General features: G+C 61.2%; 19 protein-coding genes and 2 rRNA genes (1 of these 21 cut by a window edge). 8 read left to right on the top strand and 13 right to left on the bottom strand.

Annotation, left to right across the window (positions count from 1 at the left end):
- Positions 1–145: 145 nt before the first annotated feature.
- Together BM408_RS20060 and BM408_RS20055 are read right to left on the bottom strand one after the other, a co-directional pair.
- On the bottom strand, positions 146–883 hold the full coding sequence (locus BM408_RS20060; RefSeq protein WP_092132188.1) for a GNAT family N-acetyltransferase: 738 nt from the start codon (positions 881–883) through the stop codon (positions 146–148).
- Positions 884–1,191: 308 nt separating this feature from the next.
- On the bottom strand, positions 1,192–1,665 hold the full coding sequence (locus BM408_RS20055) for an Lrp/AsnC family transcriptional regulator (RefSeq protein ID WP_092132187.1): 474 nt from the start codon (positions 1,663–1,665) through the stop codon (positions 1,192–1,194).
- Between the two features lie 116 nt (positions 1,666–1,781).
- Between BM408_RS20055 and hppD the strand changes: the two genes are divergently transcribed.
- The 3 genes from hppD to phhA are packed head-to-tail and all read left to right on the top strand — an operon-like array spanning position 1,782 to position 4,685.
- On the top strand, positions 1,782–2,936 hold the full coding sequence (gene hppD / locus BM408_RS20050; protein WP_092132185.1) for a 4-hydroxyphenylpyruvate dioxygenase: 1,155 nt from the start codon (positions 1,782–1,784) through the stop codon (positions 2,934–2,936).
- A 52-nt stretch (positions 2,937–2,988) separates the two neighbouring features.
- The gene (locus tag BM408_RS20045) at positions 2,989–3,789 is read left to right on the top strand and encodes a transporter substrate-binding domain-containing protein (RefSeq protein WP_092132183.1); all 801 of its coding nucleotides are present in this window, start codon (positions 2,989–2,991) and stop codon (positions 3,787–3,789) included.
- Positions 3,777–4,685: a phenylalanine 4-monooxygenase gene (phhA, locus tag BM408_RS20040; protein WP_254774890.1), complete on the top strand. Its 909-nt coding sequence runs from the start codon at positions 3,777–3,779 to the stop codon at positions 4,683–4,685. Before BM408_RS20045 ends, phhA begins: the two co-directional genes overlap by 13 nt.
- A 2-nt stretch (positions 4,686–4,687) precedes the next feature.
- Here the strand turns inward: phhA and BM408_RS20035 are convergent, their stop codons facing one another.
- Both BM408_RS20035 and BM408_RS20030 read right to left on the bottom strand, forming a co-directional pair.
- Positions 4,688–8,104 carry a hybrid sensor histidine kinase/response regulator gene (locus BM408_RS20035; RefSeq protein WP_092132182.1) on the bottom strand — a complete coding sequence of 1,139 codons (3,417 nt, stop codon included), beginning with the start codon at positions 8,102–8,104 and terminating at the stop codon, positions 4,688–4,690.
- Positions 8,101–9,213, bottom strand: coding sequence for a response regulator (locus BM408_RS20030; RefSeq protein WP_092132180.1), 1,113 nt, complete (start codon positions 9,211–9,213; stop codon positions 8,101–8,103). Before BM408_RS20030 ends, BM408_RS20035 begins: the two co-directional genes overlap by 4 nt.
- A gap of 415 nt (positions 9,214–9,628) precedes the next feature.
- Here BM408_RS20030 and BM408_RS20025 point away from each other — a divergent pair, with 415 nt between their 5' ends.
- Together BM408_RS20025 and BM408_RS20020 are read left to right on the top strand one after the other, a co-directional pair.
- Positions 9,629–10,132 carry a hypothetical protein gene (locus BM408_RS20025; RefSeq protein ID WP_139237386.1) on the top strand — a complete coding sequence of 168 codons (504 nt, stop codon included), beginning with the start codon at positions 9,629–9,631 and terminating at the stop codon, positions 10,130–10,132.
- A 21-nt stretch (positions 10,133–10,153) separates the two neighbouring features.
- Positions 10,154–10,825 carry a class I SAM-dependent methyltransferase gene (locus tag BM408_RS20020; protein ID WP_092132177.1) on the top strand — a complete coding sequence of 224 codons (672 nt, stop codon included), beginning with the start codon at positions 10,154–10,156 and terminating at the stop codon, positions 10,823–10,825.
- A gap of 20 nt (positions 10,826–10,845) precedes the next feature.
- On the opposite strand, the gene BM408_RS20015 is transcribed toward BM408_RS20020, so the two are convergent.
- The 7 genes from BM408_RS20015 to BM408_RS19985 all read right to left on the bottom strand — a co-directional run bounded on the left by BM408_RS20015 (position 10,846) and on the right by BM408_RS19985 (position 19,901).
- A complete protein-coding gene (locus tag BM408_RS20015; RefSeq protein ID WP_217649450.1) occupies positions 10,846–13,893 on the bottom strand; it encodes an ATP-binding protein in 3,048 nt (1,015 codons plus the stop codon).
- A gap of 176 nt (positions 13,894–14,069) precedes the next feature.
- Positions 14,070–15,053: a M4 family metallopeptidase gene (locus BM408_RS20010; RefSeq protein WP_092132174.1), complete on the bottom strand. Its 984-nt coding sequence runs from the start codon at positions 15,051–15,053 to the stop codon at positions 14,070–14,072.
- 220 nt (positions 15,054–15,273) lie between these two features.
- Entirely contained in the window at positions 15,274–15,879 is a 606-nt protein-coding gene (locus BM408_RS20005; protein WP_254774889.1) for a Crp/Fnr family transcriptional regulator, read from the bottom strand.
- Between the two features lie 97 nt (positions 15,880–15,976).
- The gene (locus BM408_RS20000) at positions 15,977–16,639 is read right to left on the bottom strand and encodes a helix-turn-helix transcriptional regulator (protein ID WP_092132172.1); all 663 of its coding nucleotides are present in this window, start codon (positions 16,637–16,639) and stop codon (positions 15,977–15,979) included.
- A 157-nt stretch (positions 16,640–16,796) separates the two neighbouring features.
- Complete coding sequence (locus BM408_RS19995; protein WP_092132170.1) at positions 16,797–17,705, bottom strand: esterase/lipase family protein; 909 nt, start codon at positions 17,703–17,705, stop codon at positions 16,797–16,799.
- Positions 17,706–17,743: 38 nt separating this feature from the next.
- On the bottom strand, positions 17,744–19,378 hold the full coding sequence (locus tag BM408_RS19990; RefSeq protein ID WP_092132169.1) for a GMC family oxidoreductase: 1,635 nt from the start codon (positions 19,376–19,378) through the stop codon (positions 17,744–17,746).
- Between the two features lie 16 nt (positions 19,379–19,394).
- Entirely contained in the window at positions 19,395–19,901 is a 507-nt protein-coding gene (locus tag BM408_RS19985) for a hypothetical protein (protein ID WP_092132167.1), read from the bottom strand.
- 67 nt (positions 19,902–19,968) lie between these two features.
- Here BM408_RS19985 and BM408_RS19980 point away from each other — a divergent pair, with 67 nt between their 5' ends.
- The 3 genes from BM408_RS19980 (at position 19,969) to BM408_RS19970 (ending at position 23,415) form a co-directional block, all read left to right on the top strand.
- Positions 19,969–20,712 carry a DUF8198 family protein gene (locus BM408_RS19980; protein ID WP_092132166.1) on the top strand — a complete coding sequence of 248 codons (744 nt, stop codon included), beginning with the start codon at positions 19,969–19,971 and terminating at the stop codon, positions 20,710–20,712.
- Between the two features lie 72 nt (positions 20,713–20,784).
- Positions 20,785–22,470 (top strand): AMP-binding protein, encoded by a 1,686-nt coding sequence (locus BM408_RS19975; RefSeq protein ID WP_092132164.1) that lies wholly within the window; start codon positions 20,785–20,787, stop codon positions 22,468–22,470.
- 24 nt (positions 22,471–22,494) lie between these two features.
- On the top strand, positions 22,495–23,415 hold the full coding sequence (locus tag BM408_RS19970; protein ID WP_092132163.1) for an MBL fold metallo-hydrolase: 921 nt from the start codon (positions 22,495–22,497) through the stop codon (positions 23,413–23,415).
- 233 nt (positions 23,416–23,648) lie between these two features.
- Here the strand turns inward: BM408_RS19970 and rrf are convergent.
- Both rrf and BM408_RS19960 read right to left on the bottom strand, forming a co-directional pair.
- A 5S ribosomal RNA gene (rrf, locus tag BM408_RS19965) occupies positions 23,649–23,761 on the bottom strand.
- A 143-nt stretch (positions 23,762–23,904) separates the two neighbouring features.
- Positions 23,905–25,318: ribosomal RNA gene (locus BM408_RS19960) — 23S ribosomal RNA — on the bottom strand (it continues 1,466 nt past the right edge of the window).

Below are 25,318 nucleotides of genomic sequence, written 5' to 3'. Positions count from 1 at the left end.
AGGGACCCAGACTGCGGGTCGCCTTTTCTTTGGTGACTTTCTTTTGGCGAAGCAAAAGAAAGTTACTGGCCGCCGGGCCACCCCCGGCCAGCCGCCTCAAGCAAAGGGCAAGAACGCGCAGGCCGGAGCAAGACCCGGCCCAAAACTACATCGGCATCCGATCCCTACCATCCCGAACCCCCCGCCGCACTTCCTGAATCACAGCCAACGCATCCCAGAACTGCTTGGCCTGCACCTTGAGCCGGTAGTCGGTCTGGGCGATCTGCTCTTCGACCAGTTCGGTCATGCGCGAGTCCAGATCGGCCGGCGGCAGTTTGAGATACGCCTCGCTTTCAGAACCGTCGCGCTCAATCGTCGCGCCGGCTTTGCGGGCGATGTTGAGCATGGCGGTGTTTTCGCTCAGCGCGTGGATGAACATCATGTCGACGCCGTCATTGCGGGCATGCATGACGGCGCGGTCAAACAGGCGGCGGCCGTAGCCGCGGCCGCGGGCCTGAGCTAACACCGAGACGCCGAACTCGGCGCAGCTTTTGAGATTGGGGTCGGTGGAGTGCGCCAGGTGAGCCATGGCGATGAGCTCGAGCTTGCGGTTGTAGATGCCGAAAATCTCGTCGCGGTCGAAGTTGAGCCCGTCGACATAACGGCGGATCTGCTCGTCGTTGGCCGAATAGCCAAAGCGCAGATAACGGTCGTGGTCGCTCAGCGCCAGCAGATGTTTGGCGATGCGTTCCCCGTGGCTGGGGCCCATGGATCGGATTGGGACCATAACGGGCGGTACGTGGGGCGCAACAGGCGCTTCGGGGGTTCGCTCCTCCGCAGGCGGGCTGAAGAATTTCTTGCTCGCGTTGTAGGAGGCTTTCAAAAGTGTGCCGGGTGTAACCATGGCTTCAATATAAGGGTTTTCCCTAGAATCACCAGTCTAAGGGCTTCTCCCGGGCGGTAAATAGGGAGTGCAGCCAAACTTGTCGATCAAATCGGCACTTCCCCCAGCATTAACGGGGAAATACAGCTATCAAAACAGTAGCAATTTCGGCGGAAATTCTGCTCAAAACCGCCTTATGTTGCACCGCAGCAACAACACGCAGAAGGCATCCACGTGATTTAAGCCCGCCACGGCCGCCAACTGGCGGCTCCAGGCGCCTCAAGCCATTGGCTACCTGCTTGTTGACGCGGGGCTGACTGACCCTTGAATCAAAGCGGAACCGCCGTGGTCGCTTTGACCCGGTCCAGCACAAAGCTGGTTTTGCAGTCCTGCACGCTGGGGTGTTTGAGCAGCGTGTCCATGATGAAACGGCTGTAGTGCGCCATGTCTTGCACCACCACGCGCAGCAGGTAATCCATCTCGCCCGTAAGCGCCGAGCATTCAGCCACTTCGGGCCAGGTCTGCACACTGGCGCGAAACAGGTCCATCGGGTTGCGCTTGTGGCTTTCGGTGTGCTTTTCGAGCCGAACATTGAGGTAAGCCGTGAGCCCCAGCCCCACGGCCTCGGGTTTGACGAGCGCCACATAGCGGTCGATCACACCGCTTTCCTCCAGCCGCTTCACACGCCGCAGCACCGCGCTGGGCGAAAGGCCCACCTGCTCGGCGAGCTGGTCGTAGGTGGCGCGTCCGTCGTCCTGAAGGCTGCGCAAAATGTGGCGATCAAGCTTGTCGAGTGTTTCCATTCGCCTAATTTTGCAGATTTACTGCGTCAATGGCAATTCAGACGCCCCAATTCGCAGTAAAACTGACCACCCGCGCCGCTAAAGTCAGTTCATCGGCATCTAATCTGGAGACACGCATGAACGCACGCGAAAACACCGCCCTGAACTTTGAGCAAGGCGCGGCCTGGGACAACCCCATGGGCACCGACGGCTTTGAATTCATCGAGTACGCCGCGCCGGACCCTGCCGCCATGGGCGCGCTGTTTGAGCGCATGGGCTTCAAGCCGATTGCCAAACACCGCCACAAAAACGTGACGCTGTACCGCCAGGGCGGCATCAACTTCATCCTGAACGCCGAGCCCGATTCGTTTGCGCAGCGCTTTGCGCGCCAGCACGGCCCCAGCGTGTGCGCCATCGCCTTTCGTGTGAAGGACGCCAAGTTCGCCTACGAACGCGCCATCGCGCTGGGCGCCTGGGGTTATGCCCACACGGCCGGCCCCGGCGAGCTGAACATTCCGGCCATCAAGGGCATTGGCGACTCCATCATTTATTTCATCGACAAATGGCGCGGCAAAAACGGCGCGCAGCCGGGCGACATCGGCAACATCGGCTTTTACGACGTGGACTTCGAGCCGCTGCCCGGCGTTGACGGCGACGCGCTCAACCCCACGGGCCACGGCCTGACCTACATCGACCACCTGACGCACAACGTGCACCGCGGCCGCATGGACGAGTGGGCCGGTTTTTACGAACGGCTCTTTAACTTCCGCGAGATTCGCTACTTCGACATCGAAGGCCAGGTGACCGGCGTGAAGAGCAAGGCCATGACCAGCCCCTGCGGCAAGATCCGCATCCCGATCAATGAAGAAGGCAACGAGAAGGCCGGCCAGATCCAGGAATACCTGGACCGCTACCAGGGCGAAGGCATCCAGCACATCGCCATGGGCAGCAACGACCTCTTTGCGACAGTGGACGCGCTGCGCGCCAGCGGCGTGAAGCTGCTGGACACGATAGACACCTATTACGAGCTGGTCGACAAGCGCATCCCCGGCCACGGCGAAAGCGTGGCCGACCTGAAGAAACGCAAGATCCTGGTGGACGGCAAAAAAGGCGCGCTGCTGCTGCAGATCTTCAGTGAAAACCAGCTGGGCCCGATCTTCTTCGAGTTCATCCAGCGCAAGGGCGACGACGGTTTTGGCGAGGGCAACTTCAAGGCGCTGTTTGAAAGCATAGAGCTGGACCAGATGCGCCGCGGCGTGCTGGCGGGCAAAGAGGCCGGCGCAAAGGGCTAAGCAGACGGGCGCACAATAAAGCCCCACTGATCAACCCCTCACGGAGATAGCCATGTCCTTTCGCCTGAAATCGCAACGCTCGCTGGCCGCGCTTGGCCTTGTCTCGGCTTCTTTGCTGGCAAGCACCGGCGCCTCGGCCCAGACCGCGGCCTCCAGCCTGGACGCCGTGCAAAAAGCCGGCGTACTGCGCATCTGCACACCGGGCGACTACAAGCCCTTCAGCTTTCACAAGCCCGACGGCACGTTTGAAGGCATCGATGTGGACCTGATGGCCTCGCTCACGGCCAGCCTGGGCGTGAAGCCGGAGTGGATCAAGACCAGCTGGTCCAACCTGATGCCCGACATGACAGCCGGCAAATGCGACATGGCGGTCGGCGGCATCTCGGTGACGACCGAGCGGCAGAAAAAGGCCTTCTTCAGCGCACCCTATATGGTCAACGGCAAGACGCCGATCGCGCGCTGCGCCGACGTGGCCAAGTACCAGACGGTAGCCGACATCGACAAGCCGGCGACGCGCGTGATCTTCAACCCGGGCGGCAGCAACGAACGTTTTGCGCGCGCCAATTTCAAGCAGGCGCAGATGCGGCTGAACCCCGAGAACCTGACGATCTTTGACGAAATCCTGGCCAACCGCGCCGACGTGTTCGTCACCGAATCGGCCGAGGCGATTACCCAGCAAAGGCTCAAACCAGGCCTGTGCGCCATCAACCCCGACAAACCGCTGCAGTATGGCGAAATGGCCTACCTGCTGCCGCGCGGCGACGTGCCTTTCAAGGCTTACGTCGACCAGTGGCTGCACCTGGCCAAGGCCAGCGGCGACTACCAGAAAGTGGAGAGCCAATGGCTGAAGTAGAGAGCATGAACAGCACGCCGCCGCCGGCGGTGTACGGCCAGTCCGACCGGCCGCCGCGGGGCGACTACGCGCGCGGCGGGCAGGTCAATGCCGACTACACCTGCCCGCAAAACTACGCGGCCTATACCGCGCAAGACCACGACACCTACCGGCGCCTTTACACGCGCCAATCGGCCCTGCTGGCCGGGCGCGCCTGCAGCGCCTTCATCGAGGCCCTGCCCAGCCTGGGCGCGAGTGATGCGATTCCGCGCTTTGAGGACATCAATGCGCGCCTCTTCAAGGCGACCGGCTGGCAGCTGGTGGGCGTGCCGGGGCTGATCCCCGAAGTGCCGTTTTTCACCTTGCTGGCCAACCGCAAGTTTCCGGTGACGGACTGGATACGCACGCCGGCGGAGTTCGACTACATCGTCGAGCCCGACATCTTTCATGATTTGTTCGGCCATGTGCCGCTGCTGTTCGACCCAAGCTACGCCGACCACATCCAGGCCTACGGCAAGGGCGCGCTGAAGGCGCATGCGCTGGAGCACGGCGCGAGCGGCAAGCCGCCGATTCCCGGCGCGGTGGAAATGCTGTCGCGCCTCTACTGGTACACCATCGAGTTCGGTTTGATGCGCGACAAAAAAGGCGGCGACGAAGTGCGGGCCTATGGCGCGGGCATTTTGAGCAGCCCCGGCGAGCTCGCCTGGAGCGTGGAATCAGCGGAGCCGCAACGCATTGCGCTGCGCGACAACGCCGACCTGCTGCGCTGCATGTCATCGACCTACAAGATCGACACTTTCCAGCAGCAGTATTTTGTGATCGACAGCTTTGAAGGCCTGCTGCACCTGACGGAGCCGGACTTCACGCCCTTCTACCAGACGCTTGCCCGGCAAGCCAAGGCGGGAATGCCGGCCTAGACCTAGCCCGGCGCGGCCATCCAGTCGTTAAGCGCCTGGCGCGTCCTGTCGGCCAGCACACACACCTTTGCCACCTGCTGGCCCGCATCGGCCGGCCACTGGCCTTGCAGGCAGGACTGCTCCAGCACAAAACACGCATCGCTGAGCGCCTCGGCGCCCACGTTGGACGCCGCCCCCTTGAGGGCGTGCGCCGCGCGCGAGAGTTCGGCGCTGTCGGAGGCCTCCAGCGCCGCGCGGATGTCGTCGATACGATTCGGCGCATCGCTGGCGAACAGGGCAATCACCTCGCGCGTCATGGTGCGCTCGTCGTCGTCGAACTCCTTGAACTGCTCCAGCCGGCTCCAGTCCATCAGCACCACCGCTGAATCCACTTGCTCATTAAGCGGACTAGCCCTTTCCGGATGGGCGTAGGCAGCTATTATTTTTGTAGCACCCTCTTCACCCGGCTTTCTGGCGTAGCGCGCCAGCGCCTCGGCCAGCTCGTCAATGCGCAGCGGCTTGGGCAGAAAGCCCACCATGCCTGCAGCCAGGCAGCGCTGGCGGTCTTCTTCCAGCACCGAGGCGGTCAGCGCGATGATGGGCGGCGCATCTTCACCATGCGTGGCGATGATCTCGCGGGAGGAGGCAAAGCCGTCCATGACCGGCATGTTGGCGTCCATCAGGATGGCCGCATAGGGCCGCGGGCCGTCGCGCGTGCCGGCGCCGGCGCCCAGTGATGCGGCCACCCTGTCGGCCGCCTCGCGGCCGTTGAGCGCGGTGGCGGCTTCGTAGCCCAGCTTGGCCAGCATGGCCAGCGCGACCTTGAGGTTCACGGCGTTGTCGTCGGCCACCAGGATGAACTGGTTGCGCAGCTCGGGCTTGCCGGCTTCTGCGGTGCTTTGAAGCGTGGCGGCGTCGGAGGTGATGCGGGCGATGACTTCAAACAGCTGCGACTGGCGGTAGGGCTTGAGCAGGCGCGCGTCGAACACCCTGGCCTGCTCGCCGCCGGGCATGGTGCCGGAGGTGAGCAGCACGATGCGTATGCCCGGATAGCGCTCGCGCAGCGTCTGGGCAAAGGTCTGGCCGTCCATTTCGGGCATGTGCATGTCGGTGACCACCACGTCCACCGCCGGGTGCCCGGCCAGCCAGGTGAGCGCCTCGCCGGCGCGCTCGAACAGGACCGGCTCCATGCCCCAGCGCCTGAGTTGTTTGTCGAGGATGCGCAGGTTGACGGGGGTGTCGTCCACCACCACCGCGCGCTTGCCGGCCAAGCTGACCATATGCAGGGACGACAGCTGTGCGACTTCGGGCGCGTTGGCGTAACCCAGCCGGGCGGTGAACCAGAAGGTCGAGCCCTGGCCCGGCGCCGACTCAAGCCCCACGCTGCCGCCCATCAGCCCCGCCAGGCGCTTGCAGATGGCCAGCCCCAGCCCGGTGCCGCCGTATTTGCGGGTAGTGCTGGCGTCGACCTGGGTGAAGGACTGGAACAGCGCGGACTGCCTGTCCAGCGGAATGCCGATGCCGGAGTCTTTCACGCGGAACTCCACCAGGCTGCCTTGCTGCGCCGTGGCGTCTTCCAGCACATGGGCCGAAACGATGACCTGGCCTTGCTCGGTGAATTTGACGGCGTTGTTGACGAAGTTGAGCAGCACCTGGCGAAGGCGCGTCACGTCGCCACGCACCCAGGTGGGCAGTTCGTCGCCCAGGTCGACCAGCAGCTCCAGGCCTTTTTCACGGGCGCGCGGCGCGCCTATGTCGCAGGCCTCTTCGATGGTGGCCATCAGGTTCAGCGGCTCGTTTTCCAGCTCCAGCTTGCCGGACTCGATTTTGGAGAAATCCAGGATGTCGTTGATCACGCCCAGAAGCTGGTCGCTGGAGACGCGCATGGTGTGCAGGTAGTCGCGCTGCTCGGGGTCCAGCGGCGTGTCGGCCAGCAGTGTGGTCATGCCCACCACGCCGTTGAGCGGCGTGCGGATTTCGTGGCTCATGGTGGCCAGGAAGGCCGCCTTGGCGCGGGCCGCGGCAAGCGCTTCCTCACGCGAGGCCGCCAGCTCGGCGGTGCGGCTGGCAACGCGGGCTTCCAGCGTTTCGTTGGCGTCCTGCAGGGCGAGGGTTTGCACTTCGATGGCGGCGCGGTTGCGCACGATCTCTTCGGCGCTGTCGTGCATGGTCTGCGACAGCTGGCGCACCTCGGTGATGCGGGCGTTTTGCTGGACGGACGGCACCTCGGCGCGCGCGAGCTGGCCGGCGGCGACGCTCAGGGCCCGGAAGCGGCGGCTCAGGCGCCAGGCCAGCCAGGTGGCCAGCATGCCGCCCAGCAGCAGGGCCAGCACCATCACGGCCAGGGTCTTTTTAAGTGCGGCCTGGCTGGCGGCGGCGAAGTCGCTTTCGGGCGCGGCGACCACCAGGCTCCAGCGCAGCCCCAGGCTTTCGCCGAAAGGCCTGAGCACCACGATCAGGGTGTCGTCCTCCATAGGCACGCGGTGCAAAAAGGCGATGCGCTGCACGCTGTCGGGCAGCGTGCGGCCCAGGCTGGGGGCGACTTCGTTGTAGGCGCTGCGAACGACGGCGTTGCGGCTGTCCATGGGCCGTTTGCGCTCCAGCTTGGCGCCGGTGCCGGTGAACAGCGGGTCTATGGTGGAGTTGGCGACCAGCAAACCGTTCTCGTCGAGCAGAAAGGCCGTGCCGCGCGCGCTGAAGACCATGGTTTGCAGCAGCTCTTTGAGGCGCGCCAGATGCAGGTCGACCGCGAACACGCCCAGCGAGCCGCCATCTGCGCCATACACAGGCTGCGCCAGCGTGACCAGCAACTGGTTGTGGGCCTCTGAAGGAAACACGGCGGTGAAGCTGCGCCCCTTGTTTTCCATCGCGCCCTGGTACCACGCCCGGGTGCGGGGTTCGTGGTTGGTTTCTTCGGTGGCGGTTTTCTGCCGGCGGTCGCCGGGGTACTCAGCGGCAAAGAATGTGCGGCCCTGCGCGCCCTCCTTGCGCACCGCCACCTGCGTGGGCAGGTTGCCGCCCTGGGGTGGCGCCTCGACCCCGAGGTATTCACCGCGGTGTGTGGCCAGGACCATATTCGGCACCCGGGGCGTCATGCGCGTCATGGCAAACGCGGTCTGCTCGAACAGGGCGGGGTTCTGGATCAGCTGGCGCGCACGCGCCACGCCCGCCTCGCCGGGCTGCTCATGAATGAGCCCGTTGAGCACCACATGCGCCTGCGACACATGCTCTTCGGTGACGATCTGCACCCGCTGCGCGGTGGCGTCCACCGTCTTCTCGGCCAGCGTCTGCACGCTTTGCAGGTTGCTGCGGTACAAAAACCAGCCCACCGTGGCGGCCGGGACGATGGAAAACAGCAGCAGGCTGGTGACCAGCACCGTGCGCAGCGACCAGGTGCGCCCTGTGCCTGTGCCGCCGGCGCCTGTCTGGGGCGCCGTCATGCAAGCCCCACGATTTCCACGGTGTCCAGCGGCCGGCCGCGGCCCGCCACTTCCACCAGCGCGCGGCGGCCGGTGCGCACGGCGCCGGTGACAAGCCGCGTGGCCTGCACGCTGGCGGCAATCGTCCAGTCCAGCCTGGGCTCCCCCTGAAACAGCTTGAGCGCCCCGGCCACGGTGTCGCCCACCGGCGTGGTCTGGTCCGAGCGGCCGATCAGGCCGTCCAGCCCGGCAAAGGCCACGGGGCCGCTGTGCAGCGCAACGCCCAGCGAGAAGTTCGGCAGGTCCTGCCCGGCAAAGTGCTGCCGCACGTGGGCATCGATGCGTTTGGTGGCGTCGGCCAGCCCCAGGGCGGCGCGCATGGCGCGCAGGCCGTGGTTGACGGAGTGGGTGTCGTGGGCATCCACAAACACGCACAGCATGCCGTCGCCCACAAACTGCATGTAATGCGCGCCAAACAGGTAGACCGTGTCGCCGACGCTGCTGTAGAGCCGCCTGACGATGTCGCTGAGCTCCGCGCCGGACAGGCGCTGCGTCCACAGCCCATAGTCACGCATGTCGGCGAACAGCACGGTGGCGCTGGCAAAGCGGTCACTGTCTTGCACGGGGCCGGTTTCAGGCCATTGCTGGCTCAGCGAATGAGCCAGGCGCGTCTCGTACAGGTCGCTGATTTTCTGGGCCTGCTCCGACAGGGCCAGTTGCACGGCTTTGTCCACGACCTGCGCGCGCATGGCATCGGCCCGGCTGAGCTTGTTGAGCTGGGCGTTGACGGCTTCGCGCAGCTCCTGCGGGGCAAAGGGCTTGGTGAGGTAGTCGTCGGCGCCGGTGGTCATGCCCTGGCGCATATGGGTGCGGTCCTGCAGGGAGGTCAGCAGGATCACGGCAGTAGTGGCCAGGGCGTCGTCGTTGCGCACCTTGTCGAGCACCCCGAAGCCGTCGAGGTTGGGCATCTGGATGTCGCTCACCACCACGTCGGGCCTGAATTCACGGATCAGCTCCAGCCCCTTGAGGCCGTCTTCGGCCGACATGACTTCATGACCTTCTTTTTTCAGGACCTGGGTCACCAGCATGCGGGTGCCCGCGTCGTCTTCAATCACCACAATCAGGGGCATACCGGAAGTCTCGCTGCTTTAAGAATATGTGCCGGCGGCTGGCGCGGCGCACCTGTAAACGGCGCGCACCGGGAAAACCAGAAGCCGGAATTGCCACAAGCGGCAATTCCGCCATTTGACACGAATGTTGTCCATTTGTTGTCCATATGAAATTCAACACTGATACAACAGTGCGACGCACCAAAAGTGCTCCTAGCACATCAGGTGCTGGTTTCGCTCAATTCCTCCTACAAAATGAGGACGTAAAAATTTGTTACCCCACTTACGATATCCTCCAAAAAGAGGAGTTCCCGACCGCAGGGTACATTGGCTCCCAAAAAACGAACGCCCACGAGGGTTTTCAACCCCGACTGGGGTTTTATACGTGCAGTCATTCCATTAACCGTAACAGCAGGAGAAATTTATGGGCCTTTTCATGAAAGAACACGACATCTACATCGGAACGATGCTGGATGAATTGAACCTGCGTTTTGCTCCGTCACAGGGCAAGAATTCGCACTTCGGTGGCATCCTGGAGATGGTCGACCTCCAGAAAGAATTCAAGATCTTCAAGAAGGGCCGCTCTTTCAAGACCAGCTGCGCCGTGCTCAATCTGGGCGCCCGCAACAATGAAGTGAAGAACCTCTGGCAAAACCTGCTGGGCAACCTTCACCGGCACGGCTCCAACCAGAAGGGCGTTGACGGCGACGCCGCGATTGTTGGCGCCCTGATCAAGAATCTGGCATCGAAAACGCCTTTGCCGGTTTTCTTCACCTCGCACGACATGCGCGGCGACAAAGCCAACACGGAAGTGAAGATCATCGCCAAGAGCCAGCCTATTCACTATCTGGAGCAGGACTTCATCACGATCTCCATCCCGATGCAGCCGATTTCAGCCGCCAAAAAGGCAGCTGCCAAAAAGCCCGCCGCCAAGAAGTGATCACCGTGACAGGCTCCCACCATGACCGGGCGCCTGTCCGCTGACCACCCGCTCGCGGCGCTGTACGCGGGCATTGACAGGTACTACACGCACAAGGTCAACGTCCACGGGGCAACGCCCCTGGGCGTGGACTGGCCCAGCCATTCCACGCAGGAGCTGCGCTTTGAGCAGTTGCTGCGCGTGTGCGACATGGCAGCGCCCTTCTCGCTCAATGACATCGGCTGCGGTTATGGCGCCCTGCTGGCCTTTCTGGCCAGGCAAAAAAAACGCACACGCATTGACTACCTCGGCGTGGACCTGTCCGCGTCCATGGTGGCGCATGCGCGCCGTCTGTGGCACGAACACCCCGAGACGGAATTTGTGGCGGCAAAAGCCAGCCCCCGTGTGGCGGACTATTCGGTGGCGAGTGGCATTTTCAACGTCAAGCTGAGCCAGCCGCTGGCTTTGTGGGAAACCTTTGTCGAGGAGACCCTGGCAGACATGCACAAAAGCAGCCGCAAGGGTTTTGCCGTCAACTTCCTCGCTCCGCCTGCCGGAGACAACAAGAGCCCGCCTGAGCTCTACAGAACAGCGCCAGAACGCTGGCAGCGCCATTGTGAGCAGTCTTTTGGCGCCAGGGTTGAGGTGTTGCACGCCGGCGGGCTGCAGGACGAATACACCCTTCTCGTACGAACGCCGGGCGGAGCCGGCTGAACCGCCCGTGGCGGTGGCCGTCAACGCGCCATCAATTGCGCCAGGCGGCTTCGCTCATTGACCAGCCCCGACTCATAAATACGGGCGCCGGTAAGCGTGATCAGTTGCTCTGCCTGATTGAACAGGGACGAGGCCTCGTTCCAGGAGTCGGCATCGGCTTTTTGCCCGAGGACACCGCCCCAGACAATCAGCGCGCGGCATTCGGTCAGCCGGTTGCTTCGCTGCTGCGACAGCGCCAGCGCTTCCTTGGCCGTGGCGATGGCCTGCTCATAGTCCCCCGCCTGGTAATGGCGTTCCGCGAGGCTGACCCGGATCTCGGTTTCAAACTCCACCGCGGCACGCGTGCCCATGATGAGCTCAAGCGCCTGCGAGTAACTTTGCTGCGCCGATTCAAGGTCGCCGGCCGTGGCCTCGACCAATCCGCCGCACCACAGGGCGAACGCCCTCGAGTACGGGCTTTTATGTTCCTGGGCAATCTTCGACACCCTGGCCGAATGCTTCTGCGCAAGCGCGGTGTCCCCAAAGCACAAAGCCAGTTCCACGTACAGGTAGTGCGCGATCTGTTCGATGACGGGGTCGTTCAGCCCGCCGTCGGCGGTCTCCATTTGCTGCAGGCATTTCTGGGCCTCTTCCAGCCGGCCCATGCGGATGAGCAGGCGCGCACGGATGCCGTAGAGCCATTGCTCAATGCTGAAGTCGATGAATTCCCGGTCGAACTGGTCGATGCTGGCCACGCCCAGCAGCGCGGCATCGTTCGCATCCAGCCCCTGCTCCAGCAGCCCCGCCCAGCCATAAGCCTGGCTGAGCGCCACATTCAGCATGGCGACCCGCCCGGCATCCTTGCCCTCTGGCGTGAGCGACAGCGCGTTGCGCACGCACTGCACATAGTCATCTGCGGGCCCACCACCCGACTGGACAATGCGACCCTGCGCGAAGAGCAGCAATTGCTCCAGGCGCGTGTCTGCCTGCCGGGCCAGCTCGATCGCTTCGTGGCTGACTTTCTGGACTTCTTGCGGATCCAGGCCTTCGCGCCAGCCCAGGTACATGATGCGCCCGCCCGCCAGTGCCCTCAGGATGTCGACGCTGGGCGAGCGTTCCTGCCCGTCCAGCAACGTCCATACCTTGCGCCAGTGTTTGATGGCCTGCGCCGAATTGGTCGAACCGGTCCACTTGGCCGCGCGGGCCTCATGCTGCGCCGCATTGAGCAACTGCCCTGCGGCTTCGTAGTGGTAAGCAATCAGCGCGGCGAACTCGCCCGGTTGTGCGCTGTAATGCGCCTCCATGGCGATGGCCACGGCGGCATGCAGGTTGGCACGGCGCGCCTTGAGCTGGGTGCTGTAGGCCACCTCCTGAATCAGCGGATGCCGGAAAGCGAAGCGGCGCCCGCCCGTGATCTCGCGCAGCAATTGCAGCAGTTCGGCCTCGCACAGGCCATCCAGGCCGGTCTCCAGCTGGCTCACCAGATAGACGGCAACGTCTTGCAGCACGGCGAGCGGAATTTCCTTGCCGATCACGGCGCACACATGCAGCAGCGTTCTTTGGGTGGCTACCAGCCGGTCTATGCGTTCGCCGATCACGGCCTGCACGGTCGCGGGCAATGCGTGCGCCAGGGAGGCAACGTCCGACTTGCGCTGGCTTGAAGTCACCAGGGAAGCGCTCTTTTCAATCAGCGACTGCGCCAACTCCTCGGCAAAAAATGGATTGCCGGCGGAACGCTCCACGATGAGGGGGAAAAACCCCAGCAATTCGGGATGCTGCCCCAAGCGTTCGCGTACCAGTTGCTCGGTATCGGACAAGCTCAGATCCGCCAGCGACATTGCCCGGAAGTGGCGCATCGTCCACCAGGGGGCCTGGTAACCCGGCCGGTAGTTCAGCAACAACAGCGTTCTGGTGCCGGCGATGGCCGCGACCAGGGCCGAAAGAAACTCGGCACTGGCCTCGTCCAGCCAGTGAAGATCTTCAAAAACAATGACAGAGGTGGTGGCGCCGGCCTGCTTGACCAGCTCATGCAGCAAACCCAGCAGCCTGGCCCGCCGCGCCTTGGCATTGAGCGAGCAAGGCGGGCCATTGGCGTCGGCCACGCCGAGAAATTCGCTGAGCAAGGCCAGGTCGTCCCCCGAAACCGCGCCAAGCTTGGCCAGCCCCCGGACAATGCATTCCCGGGCAGCGGCCGCGTCGAGTGCCGGCGTGATATGGAAAAAGCAGCTGCGCAGCAACAGGAGAACCGGCTGCAAAGGCGTGGCATGCCCATAAAGCTGGGTTCTTACTTCGAAGACCGGCACATCGCGCAGATGGCACCATTGGGCGAACTCATGGCAAAGCCGGCTCTTGCCGGTGCCGGGCGCGCCTGACAAACCGATCACGGAGCCCTCTCCGTTTTCCGCATTACGCAGCGCGTCCTGCAGCACGCTCAGCTCTTGCGACCGGCCCCGGAAAAGCGACAGCGCCGCCTCATGAAAGCTTTGGCTCTGCACATCGTTTTTCATGCCCAGCAGGGCGTGCAGCTCCACAGGCTCGGCAATGCCGCGCAAGGGATGCTTGCCCATGGGCCGTGTATCGCAGGCAGAGCGTACCAAGGCAAGGCAATCGGCGGTCAGGCAGATTCCGCCGGGCTCGGCCAGCGCCACCACGCGGCTGGCCAGATGGATGGCGTGGCCGTGCACACCGCCGCCGCGGGTCGCATCAACTGCCTCGGGATCCAGGGCGACCTGGCCGGAGTGCAGGCCGACACGAATGCGCAAGTCCGAGCCGGGGCCTTCGAAAGCCGCCTGCATCGCCAGCGCGGCCTCGCAGGCCAGGCTGGCATGGCCTTCCAGCGCCCGGGGCACGCCGAACAATGCCATGACGCCATCACCCAGCGTGCGCACGACGGTGCCGCCAAAACGCTCCACCGCATTGCACATGCGCTGCACGGCAGGGCGCAGTTGCTCCATGGCCTGTTCCGGATCCAGCCCGGAGACATGCTCGGTGGAACTGACGACGTCTGCAAACAGGATGGTGGCGTGCTTGAGCGCACCCCACTGGATTTCAGACGCCAGTGGGGCCAGGGCACTGGGGGGCTCTTGCACACTAAGGCCAAAGGCAGCGCCACAGTTACCGCAGAACCGGTTGGCAACCGGGTTCACGGTCAGGCACGATACGCAGCGCAACGACATCTCTTTTTTGTCCCTCTCCACAACGGGAAAACCTACAGGACGAATCGTTGCACGACGCCATCAACAAATCAAGGCATTAGTGCAGAGCCTTAAGTGAGTACCTTCACCGTTTCCCACGCCAGAACAACTGCCTTGTACTCTTTTGACTTACTGCCGTACCGCGCGCTCGCCACGCGGCTTGTTGCACGCGCCGCGTCCAGGAAGCTGGCCTTGGGCTTGAGCTTGGGGAAGGCTTCGTACCAGATGGCGCCGGCCTTCTCCCAGGAGAATCCGCCAATTTTTCTGGCGGTCAGGTAAAACGCGTGATTGGGGATGCCGGAGCTGTCGTGAACGTCCGCGCCGTCAACGTACTCTTCCATGGTTTTGAACTGGTCGTCGTCATACCAGGTCAGCTTGCGGTTGCCGGGATCTTTGAGGGAGCGGATGGCCTTGCCGTGCTGCGGCGCGAGCATGTTCTCCCCTAGCAGCCAGTTGGCCTGGGCCGCGGTCTGGCCGGCATGCCACTGCTTGACCATGCTGCCCATGACGTCGGAGAAAGATTCATTGAGGGCGCCGGCCTGGCCTTGCAGCGCATGCGTCTGCTCCCGGAATTCACGGTCTTTCACGGGCAACCGGTACACCCCCAGCCCGCCGGGGATCATGTGCTGGAGCACGCCGTGCGACAGTTCGTGGGTAATGATGTCCAGCGCTTCGGTGAAGCCGCCCACGTTATGGTCGCCGTCGCCGTACACCATCTGCTCGCCGGTCCACATGGCGTTGGCGAAGTCCTTGCCGAAATGCACGGCTGACTCCACCCGCATGCTGCGGTCATCCAGGGAATCCCGCCCGAAAACCTCATGGAAGAAGTTCAGGGCGATACCGGTGTTGTCATACACCTTGTTAACGGCGCGGTCCTTGACCGGTTTCTCGCCTTCATGCCGCACGGGTTTGCCCGGCAGGTCGGTGTCGGTGCCCGCATTAAAAATACTGCGGCGGTAGGGCAGGCCCGGCATGAAAGACATGGGAGACGAGACCGGGGGCGCGGCCTTGACGCCCTGCTTGGCGCAAACATGGCGGTGCGTGCGCAGCCGCATGCTGTGTTCGATATGGCTGTGGAGGTGACTTGAACCTTCGTCCCCTGACTTTTCGGCGAGTTTGCGGAAAAGCTTGGAAGGAACAGCAAAACAAAAGCAGTTGTACGCAGGTTTCACCGGTGCGGCCCCTCAACACTAATAGCATCCACGCGCAGCGGCGCATCCGGCTGAGCAGCCTGCTTCATGGCAAAACCCGAATGAAAGACACTCACCGGCGCGACTACCAGCGGCTGGGGAGCTTTTTGAGCAGCGTGATGCGCTTGGTGCCCATTTCGATGTAGCCGCCCTTTTCCAGGTCTTTGAGCAGGCGGCTGACCATCTCGCGGGACGCGCCAACACGGCTGGCGATGTCCTGGTGGGTAATAGACTCGAGCGTGAGCCCTGTCGCCGTATCGCGGGTCGTCACGTCGTCGTGCTCTTCCAGCACGGCGATCAGCCGGCCATAGACATCGAGCAAGGCCATGTTTCGGGCTGCTTCGGTGGCCGAGCGGGCACGGCGAATGACCTGAACCACCAGATTGATCGCGAATCCTGGCTCATCGACCAAGTGTTCACTCACATCTGCCCGACTCAGAACGGCGCAAGTACAGGGTTCCAGCGTGATGACCGATGCCGAGCGGGGCCCGCCATCGAGGGACATTTCACCGAAGTAGTCGCCCGAATGGATGCGCCCGTAGGTGATTTCGCGCCCATTCTCATCCATTGAGAACACCTTGACGCTGCCTTTGAGCAGCATGAACAGGCTGTCGCCGATTTCACCCTCGTTGATAACGACTGTCTTTTTGGGGTAACTTCGCACGGCGCCGCGCAGGGCGAGCGTACGCAATTCGGGAGTCAAATGGGCGTATAAGCCCTCATCGGGAGGTGTAGGCGAACTCATGATCACCCGTAATCTAGCACGTCGCCGGGCGTGCCGGCACCTCTCAGTGAATTTGCCCCAGCGGCAAGGGTGCGATGGGTGGCAGGATCGCCACATGATTGACCAGCTCACGGACGCCGCTGGAGGCCGTCTTGGCGCACAGGCTGCGCACGTGGCTGCGCACGGTGGAGACGGCGACGTTCATCTGGACCGCGATTTCGGGTGTGCTGAGGCAGCGGCACAAGAGCACCAGCACCTGCTCTTCCGTCTGGGTGAGGCCGTGGTTGCGGGCAAAAGCACTGAACACGCCCGACTCGCTGACCGCCAGGCGCGACAGGACCAGGGCCATGCGCTCACAGGGAACGCCGGGCTGGCGCTGCAGCGGCACCACGGCAAGCGTGAAATCCACGCCTTCGGCCGCCAGCCTGATGAGGCTGCGCTTGCCGGCAACGGCTTTGCCCATGGCGTTTTGAAAGGCTTTGGCATCGGCCGGCATGAGAACTTTCAGCTCACCCCGGTCCGTGCCAAGAACGGCTGCGTGTTCAAGCTCGCGGCGCGCGGCCTGATTGGCATGCAGGATCCGGCACTGGGCGGTGACAAGAATCACCCCATGGGCCAGCTCATCGACCAGCAAAGCCAGAAGGGCTGGCGTTGAATACAGCTCGGTCTCCCCAAGAGGGAGCGAGCGGCCTTCTTCCAGAAGACCGGTTTCTTGCATTGCGTACATTTTGGGCGCTCCATCCTACAAATAGATGAGCATAGAAAGCCTTGCGCAAGGTAGATAGTGAATATGACCAATGATTCTTGTGAGAAATTCACATACGGCTGTCACATTTGACGGCCCCCTGCCAGCCAGCCGGCTGCAAAGCCGGCGGCCGGCCCTCTCAGGCTGGCTCGCCCTCGAGCAGCGCCAGCGAGGCGTTCATGACTTCCGGCAAAAACGCCATCTGCACATGGGCTGCGCCACGGATCAGGCGGTTATCAGCCCCTTCGAGGGTGGCGGTGGACGTCGGAAACACAATGTTGTCGCAATTGGAATACCAGCAAGTGAAAAGCGAGTGACGGTCGGCGGGCATTTCATGGTCCAGCTGGGCTTGCCAGTCCGACAGCAAGCGCATTTGCCGGCCGTTATGGCCGTGGCCGAAACGCGCCAGCCAGGTTCCCCGGTGAGGCGTTCCTATCGTCACCACATGATGCACACGGGCTTCGGCTTTCATCTGCTTGAGCCAGGCCCTCGCGGCGAGTCCGCCCATGCTGTGGCAGACCAGTAGCGGCGCCATGCCCGTGGCCTCGGTGACCCGGCGTACGGCCTCGTCGATCTGCGGTGCGTAGTCATCGATGGAGCCAAAAAGAGGTTCGAGGTTGACGGCAATGAATGCCCGCCCGCTCGACCGCACACGGCTGAGCCAGGGCGTCCACAGGCCGCGGTTGCAAAAAAAGCCATGCACGAACACCACGCCGCGACGGCCTTGAAAGCCGGCGTCAGCTGAAAGCTGGTCGGGCACCACATTCATGCGAAAGGGCTGGCGCCAGCAAAACACGCGGGGGGCGGTGAATGTTTCGCCCAGCCAGGCGCGCGCAAGCTCGCTCCAGGTGGGCTGGGGCGCCGGATCGGTCTTGTTGACATGGCGAAGCAGCAGGAACTCAATGGCGAGGAAGCCCGTGTAGCCCAATGCAATGACAAAGAAGCCGGCGACAGCCAGTGCAGGGGAACTGCTGCGAAAGTAAAACAACCAGCCAAAGGCCGCGGCGATCAGGGTCAGGGTGATGAATCGTTGCAGTTGAGCCAGCATGAATCAGCAAAAGGTGCGAGGGTCAAACCCCCAGTATCTCAGGCCAGTGTGACATCGCGGCCGGACAGCGTTTTGGCCAGGCCTTGCGCCAGCCGGTTCACGGCGCCGTAAATAGACAGTTGCGGGTTGGCGCCAATGCTGCTCGGGAAAAGCGAGCCGTCGTGAATCGAAAGATTCTCCAGCTGCCAGTGCACGCCGTCGGGGCGGGTGACGCCCTGGCGTTCAGTGCCTGCCAGGCCGCAGCCGCCCATGACGTGGGCGCTGACCACCCGGGTGAGCATGGGCTTCATGGGCAAGGCATTGACGGCGTCGCGCGCCTGGGCCCAGGAGGTGTAGGGCTGGGCCATCTCGTGCAGCGGCAGCACCTGTTTGGCGCCCGCTGCAAACTGGATTTCCATCATCGACAGCAAAGCCTTGCGGCCGCCTTCCATGACGTAAGGGGTCAGCGGGTAGTCCAGCACGGCAGAGCCGTCGCTGCGCAGCTTGACCTTCCCGCCCGGGGATTCGTCGTGAAAGCCGTCGCGCAACAGCGCCAGTAAAGTGTGGTTGTGCGGAAAGGATTTGAGCAGGTCGTGCTGGCCCTGGCCAAAGCCGGGCACAGTGGACGCAAAAATCACCGGGTGCAGCGGCGGCGCCTCCAGCTTGTAGCCGATGGGGCCGTCGATGGCCTGCGTCTCCAGGAAGTGATCAGAGTAGATCGTCTGCGGTGCACCGTTCCAGGCTTCGACTTTTTGCTCGAACACACTGGAGGACATCACGACGGGATGCAAAAAGGTTCTGGCGCCCAGCACGCCATGCGGGTCAGGTGCCCCTGAGCGCAACAAAACGCCCGGCGAATTGATGGCGCCGCCGGCGAGCACATAGTGTTTTGCTACTATTTTTATAGCCGCTTGCGCTCGTGTTTCCTGGCCTGCAGCCGTTTTTTTCCCTGAGCCACGGTTACTGCTGCACACCAGCGCGGTGACTTTCCCATTGGCCAGCTCAAAACTTTCCGCGCGTGTTTCAACCAGCAGTTGCGCCCCCAGATCGAGCGCGGCGGGAATGGTGGTGACGAGCATGGACTGCTTGGCGTTCGTCGGGCAACCGAGGCCGCAGGAGCCGAGGTTCCAGCAGCCCTTGACGTTGCGCGAGATGGCCGACGCGGGAATCCCCAGTTTGGCCGCGCCTCTGCGCAAGAGGTCGTTGTTCTCATTGGGCGGCACCAGCCAGGGCGTGATGTTCAGCCGCTGCTCCGCCTGCGCAAAGTAAGGCGCCAGCGCTTCGACGTTGTAACCGGCCAGGCCAAACTTGTCTTGCCAGAACTTGAGCGTCGACGCGGGTGTGCGAAAAGAACTGGTCCAGTTCACCGTGGTAGAGCCGCCCACACAACGGCCTTGCAGGATATTGATGGCCTTGTCTTCCGTCTTGCGCGCCGCACTCTCCTGGTAGAGCGAAGGGTAGGCTTCCGATTCTTTCTGGTTGAAGTCGCTGCTGCTTTTGAGCGGCCCTTCTTCAATGATCACCACCTGCAGGCCGGCCTTGGCCAGCAATTCGGCGGTAATACCGGCGCCGGCGCCGCTGCCGATGATGGCCACGTCGCAGGTCATCCTTTCCGGCGCCGATGCATACGGGCCGCCCATGACTTTCCAGCCACGCGCGATGCCCTCGCGGATCGGATCTTTCAGTTGGCTCATGCTGTTTTCGGTATCTTCAGATTTTCAGGGGGCCGGGATAGCCCAGCAGCGGCCAGCTTGACGGGTCCGAAAAATAGGCGCCTGCCGTGATGTCATGCAAGGCTGCATAGGCCTGCTGGCGCAAGGCCAGCGCGGACAAGCGCATGTCTTGCAACGCATGCTGGATGTCGGCGATAGAGGCTTCGGACCACGGTTGACTCAGACCGGCAAGCGTGCGCCGCCCGGCGGCACTGGCCAGCAATGCCAGCAGTTGTGACAACTCGGCTTGCGCGTGGGGCGGCAACGATTGCACCAGGATGTCGACACGCGTGAGCAAGCCTTGCAGAGCAACCTGCCGCGCACCTTCGTCGGCCGGCAGTGTTTTGTCCAGGACGGCACGGCCAACTGCGGAAAAAACTTCGCGACCCGAGTCGCTCAAGACACCGCCCTTCAGACCGGGCTGCAGCAAAGCAGCCGCGCCCCCGGCAACAATCAGCACGGCGGCCGATGCGGCGCCGAGCTTGAGGAGCGTTCTTCTTTGCATGCTGGAAGTTTCGCATGGGCACTTAAGTTTCAATAGGGGGCCGTACCTAGATAAACTCCGGGTTTGTATGGACGCCTCAGCACAACAAATTCACGATGCGCTGCAAGCCGTGGCGCTGCTTCGGCAACAGCACGCAGCCGACCCGCCGCTGGCCTGTGCGAGCGCTGAGATCAAACGCTTTCAGGCGCGGCGGTTTCAAGCCACGTATTCCGATCTTCTGCACAGTCCGCGTTACAAAACTGCGGCGACGTTCTTTTTGCAGGAGCTCTATAGCGACAAGGACTACGCCGAACGCGACCAGCAGTTCGCACGGATTGCCAGCACCATTGCAAAAATCTTCCCGCAGCCGGTTGTCAGTACAGCCGCGGCATTGGCGGAGGTCCACGCGCTCACCGAAAAGCTGGACGACCTGATGGCCAGGCAGTGGCTCGCGGACATGGCGGCCGGCCACCAGGGCACTGAGTGCGCGCGCTACATCCGCTGCTGGAGGCAGGTGGGAGATATCGCCGCCAGAACCCGGCAGCTCGAAGTCGTTCTGCATCTGGGGCATGAGCTCAACCGCTTGACGCGGATGTTCGGGCTTCGTACCTTGCTCAAGATGATGCGCGGTCCGGCGGCCGCAGCCGGCCTGAATTCATTGCAGCATTTTCTTGAGGCGGGCTTCGACGCTTTTGCCAACATGCGCGGGGCTGACGAATTTCTGAGACTGATCAAGGATCGCGAAACTGCATGGATCCATTCGCTGTTTGAGGACGATGCTGTCACCTGTGAGACCCGTTTGGGCCATTTGCTGGCCACCGGCGCCTCTTAACACGCCCGCATTAGGACAAGCCCCATACGAATTGCCGCGTCCGGCTTTCACAATGAGCCGCAAGGAGTTTGTATGAACAAGCATTGGCTCAAGAGTTATCCAGAGGGTGTGTCGCACGAGATCGATACGAAACAGTTTCGCTCGCTCAATCAGTTGCTGGAGGACTCTTTCAAGAAGAACGCGGCGAAACCCTTCTCTGTCTGCATGGACCACTGGATGACTTATGGTCAGCTCGACGACCTGTCCTCTGCATTCGGAGCCTGGTTGCAGGGTCTCGGGCTGGAGCCTGGCGCGCGCGTGGCGATCATGCTGCCCAATGTGCCGCAGTTTGCCGTCACCATGGCCGCCATCTTGCGCGCAGGGTATACCTGCGTGAACGTCAACCCGCTCTATACGGCTCGCGAGCTGGAGCATCAACTCCGCGACTCCGGCGCGACGACGATCGTCATTCTGGAAAACTTTGCCGCCACGCTGGCCGAGGTGATTGAGCGCACACCCGTGAAGAACGTGGTGATGGCGTCAATGGGTGATTTGCTGGGTTTCTGGTACGGCCAATGGATCACTTTCGCCGTGCGGCACCTCGCCAAACTGGTGCCAGCCTACAAATTGCCGCTGGGCGATGGGCGCACTGTGACGGCCTTTAATCGCGCGGTGGCCGAGGGCAGCCGCCTGACACTGAAGCCGGCACAAACCACGCTGGATTCGATTGCCTTTCTGCAATACACCGGCGGAACAACCGGGCTCTCAAAAGGCGCCGTGCTCACGCATCGCAACATCGTTGCGGCCATCCTTCAGGCTGAAGAATGGTTCACACCGGCACTGCAACGCATCGGTGACGTCAGCAAAACCAACAATATCGCGGCTCTGCCGCTGTATCACATCTTCGCGCTGACCTTGTGCCTGCTCACGATCCGATGGGGCGCCCACCTGACGCTGATTCCCAATCCACGGGATTTCGGAAAGTTCATCGAGGTGCTCAAGAAGCGCCCCTTTCACATGCTGCCGGCAGTCAACACCTTGTTCAATGCGCTGCTTCAGCACCCGCAGTTCAAGACGGTGGACTTCTCAAGTCTTTGCGTTTCGCAGGCAGGCGGTATGGCCGCGTCTGAAGGCACGGCCAAACACTGGCTCCAGGTGACGGGCTGCCCGATGATTGAAGGCTGGGGCATGAGTGAAACCTGCGCCATAGGCACCAACAACCCCGTGACCAACAAAGAGTTCACCGGCACCATCGGTTTGCCGTTGCCAAGCATTGAAATCGCCATCAAAGATGACGACGGAAAATCGCTGGCAGTCGGCGAGTCCGGGGAAATATGCATCAAGGGCCCGCAGGTGATGACCGGTTACTACCAACAGCCCGAAGAGAATAAAAAGGCATTTACCTCCGACGGCTTTATGCGCACCGGGGATATCGGCATCATGGATGACCGTGGTTACACCAAAATCATCGACCGCAAGAAAGACATGATCATCGTTTCAGGCTTTAATGTCTTTCCCAACGAGCTTGAGAATGTCATTTCGCTATGTCCCGGTGTCATTGAATGCGCTGCTATCGGCATCGCCGACGACAAGCAGGGCGAGGCAATCAAGGTTTTTGTGGTGAAGAATGACCCTACGCTCACTGAAGATGACGTCAGCGCCTATTGCAAGCAACACCTCACGGGCTACAAGAGGCCCAAGTACATTGAATTTCGCGATGATTTACCCAAAACCAATGTCGGAAAGATTCTTAGACGCGAGCTGCGCGCGTCGGCCTGAAGGCCGATTCGCCCTTAACCACTGATGAGCGCACCGGTTCTTCCTGCCGGACTGCATGCTTTTGAGCGCGGCTGGCTCTCCGCCAACAATATTCTTTTCACGGATGGTGAAGAGACCGTGCTGGTGGACAGCGGATATTGCACACATTCAGTGCAAACACTGGCCTTGATCGAGTCGGTATTAGGCTCCCGCCCACTCGACGTTCTGGTCAATACACATTTGCATAGCGACCATTGCGGTGGAAACGCCGCCTTGCAAGCCCGTTATCCGGATCTGCAAACCCTTATTCCACCTGGCCATGCGCAGCAGGTCGCCGAGTGGGATCCTGTTGCGCTGACTTATTTGCCAACAGGGCAGCTCTGTCCGCAGTTTGGCTTCACTCAAGTTATTGAGCCGGGGCATCTCATCCGATTTGGCTCAGCGACTTGGCAGGCTCACGCTGCGCCCGGGCATGATCCAAACTCCTTGATTTTCTTTGAGCCTCAGGACAAGCTGCTTATTTCTGCCGATGCATTGTGGGAAAACGGTTTTGGCGTCGTGTTTCCCGAACTGGAAGGCACTGACGCTTTTGCCGAGGTTGCCGCAACCCTGGATTTGATTGAGCATTTAGAACCAAAAACTGTCATTCCTGGGCACGGCCGTGTCTTCGCTTATACGCCTGACATACTCGTACGCGCACGCCAGCGACTGGAGTCGTTTGCTAGCAACCCGCGCCGGCATGCGCGCCACGCGGCCAAAGTGCTGCTTAAATTCAAGTTACTCGAAACGCAGAGACAAGATTTTGATGAGTTTGCGCAGTGGGCAATCAGTACGCCCTATTTCACGCAAATCAAAGCCAAGTTCTTCGCAGATTGCCCCGTCCGCGCCTGGATAGAAGAGCTGAGTGCCGAGCTGATCACGGCAGGGGTAGCTAAAAGAGACGGTGCGTATATCTTGAATGCATGAATTTCTCTCTATTAAATCAAGATCGGCGCGCGAGTCTTCTCCTCTCGCCAATTGCGCTCTGCTAAACACCTGGTTCGCCCACAGAATCGCCCAGAGAAGTGGCCCATTCAAAGCAAAAAGCCCGCATAAATCCATGCGGGCTTTTTTAATTCTCATGACCGAGTCAAATACCGGGCACACAAAAGAAAACGCCCGGTTGATCAAAAATCAACCGGGCGTTCCTTGCTGTAAGAGCCTGACGATGTCCTACTTTCACACGGGAATCCGCACTATCATCGGCGCTAAGTCGTTTCACTGTCCTGTTCGGGATGGGAAGGAGTGGTACCAACTTGCTATGGTCATCAGGCATAACTTGTTGACAGACTGTTCAAAGAACAGCCCATCGAATTCATAGAGTAAATCAGCTTGTATTTAGATTCGCACAGCTGCTGAGCTGTGCCTTTTGAATGCGTCAACTTGGCATAACAACTTCGAATTAATCAAAGTTATAGGGTCAAGCCGCACGAGCAATTAGTATCAGTTAGCTTAACGCATTACTGCGCTTCCACACCTGACCTATCAACGTCCTGGTCTTGAACGACTCTTTAGGGGGCTCAAGGCCCCGGCAGATCTAATCTTGAAACGAGTTTCCCGCTTAGATGCTTTCAGCGGTTATCTCTTCCGAACTTAGCTACTCGGCAATGCCACTGGCGTGACAACCGATACACCAGAGGTTCGTCCACTCCGGTCCTCTCGTACTAGGAGCAGGCTTCCTCAAATCTGCAGCGCCCACGGAAGATAGGGACCAAACTGTCTCACGACGTTTTAAACCCAGCTCACGTACCTCTTTAAATGGCGAACAGCCATACCCTTGGGACCGGCTACAGCCCCAGGATGAGATGAGCCGACATCGAGGTGCCAAACACCGCCGTCGATATGAACTCTTGGGCGGTATCAGCCTGTTATCCCCAGAGTACCTTTTATCCGTTGAGCGATGGCCCTTCCATACAGAACCACCGGATCACTATGTCCTGCTTTCGCATCTGCTCGACTTGTCAGTCTCGCAGTTAAGCACGCTTATGCCATTGCACTATTAGCACGATGTCCGACCGTACCTAGCGTACCTTCGAACTCCTCCGTTACACTTTGGGAGGAGACCGCCCCAGTCAAACTGCCTACCATGCACTGTCCCCGATCCAGATAATGGACCTAGGTTAGAACCTCAAACACACCAGGGTGGTATTTCAACGTTGGCTCCATGCGATCTAGCGACCACACTTCAAAGCCTCCCACCTATCCTACACAGATCTGTTCAAAGTCCAATACAAAGCTACAGTAAAGGTTCATGGGGTCTTTCCGTCTTTCCGCGGGGAGATTGCATCATCACAAACATTTCAACTTCGCTGAGTCTCAGGAGGAGACAGTGTGGCCATCATTACGCCATTCGTGCAGGTCGGAACTTACCCGACAAGGAATTTCGCTACCTTAGGACCGTTATAGTTACGGCCGCCGTTTACTGGGACTTCAATCAAGAGCTTGCACCCCATCATTTAATCTTCCAGCACCGGGCAGGCGTCACACCCTATACGTCGACTTTCGTCTTAGCAGAGTGCTGTGTTTTTAATAAACAGTTGCAGCCACCGATTTTTTGCAGCCTCATTGGGCTCCCCAAGTAAATGGTTCACCTACTAAAGGCACACCTTCTTCCGAAGTTACGGTGTCAATTTGCCGAGTTCCTTCTCCTGAGTTCTCTCAAGCGCCTTAGAATACTCATCTCGCGCACCAGTGTCGGTTTGCGGTACGGTCGTGTGTAGCTGAAGCTTAGTGGCTTTTCCTGGAAGCAGGGTATCACTCACTTCGTCTGCAAGCAGACTCGTTATCACCCCTCATCTAAGCCCGGCGGATTTACCTACCAGGCACGACT

It is taken from the genome of Polaromonas sp. YR568 (genome assembly GCF_900116715.1).
In the GTDB taxonomy this organism is placed as follows: domain Bacteria; phylum Pseudomonadota; class Gammaproteobacteria; order Burkholderiales; family Burkholderiaceae_C; genus Polaromonas.
The sequence above is the reverse complement of the archived record's forward strand: the minus strand, read 5'-3'. Positions and strand labels throughout refer to the sequence as shown.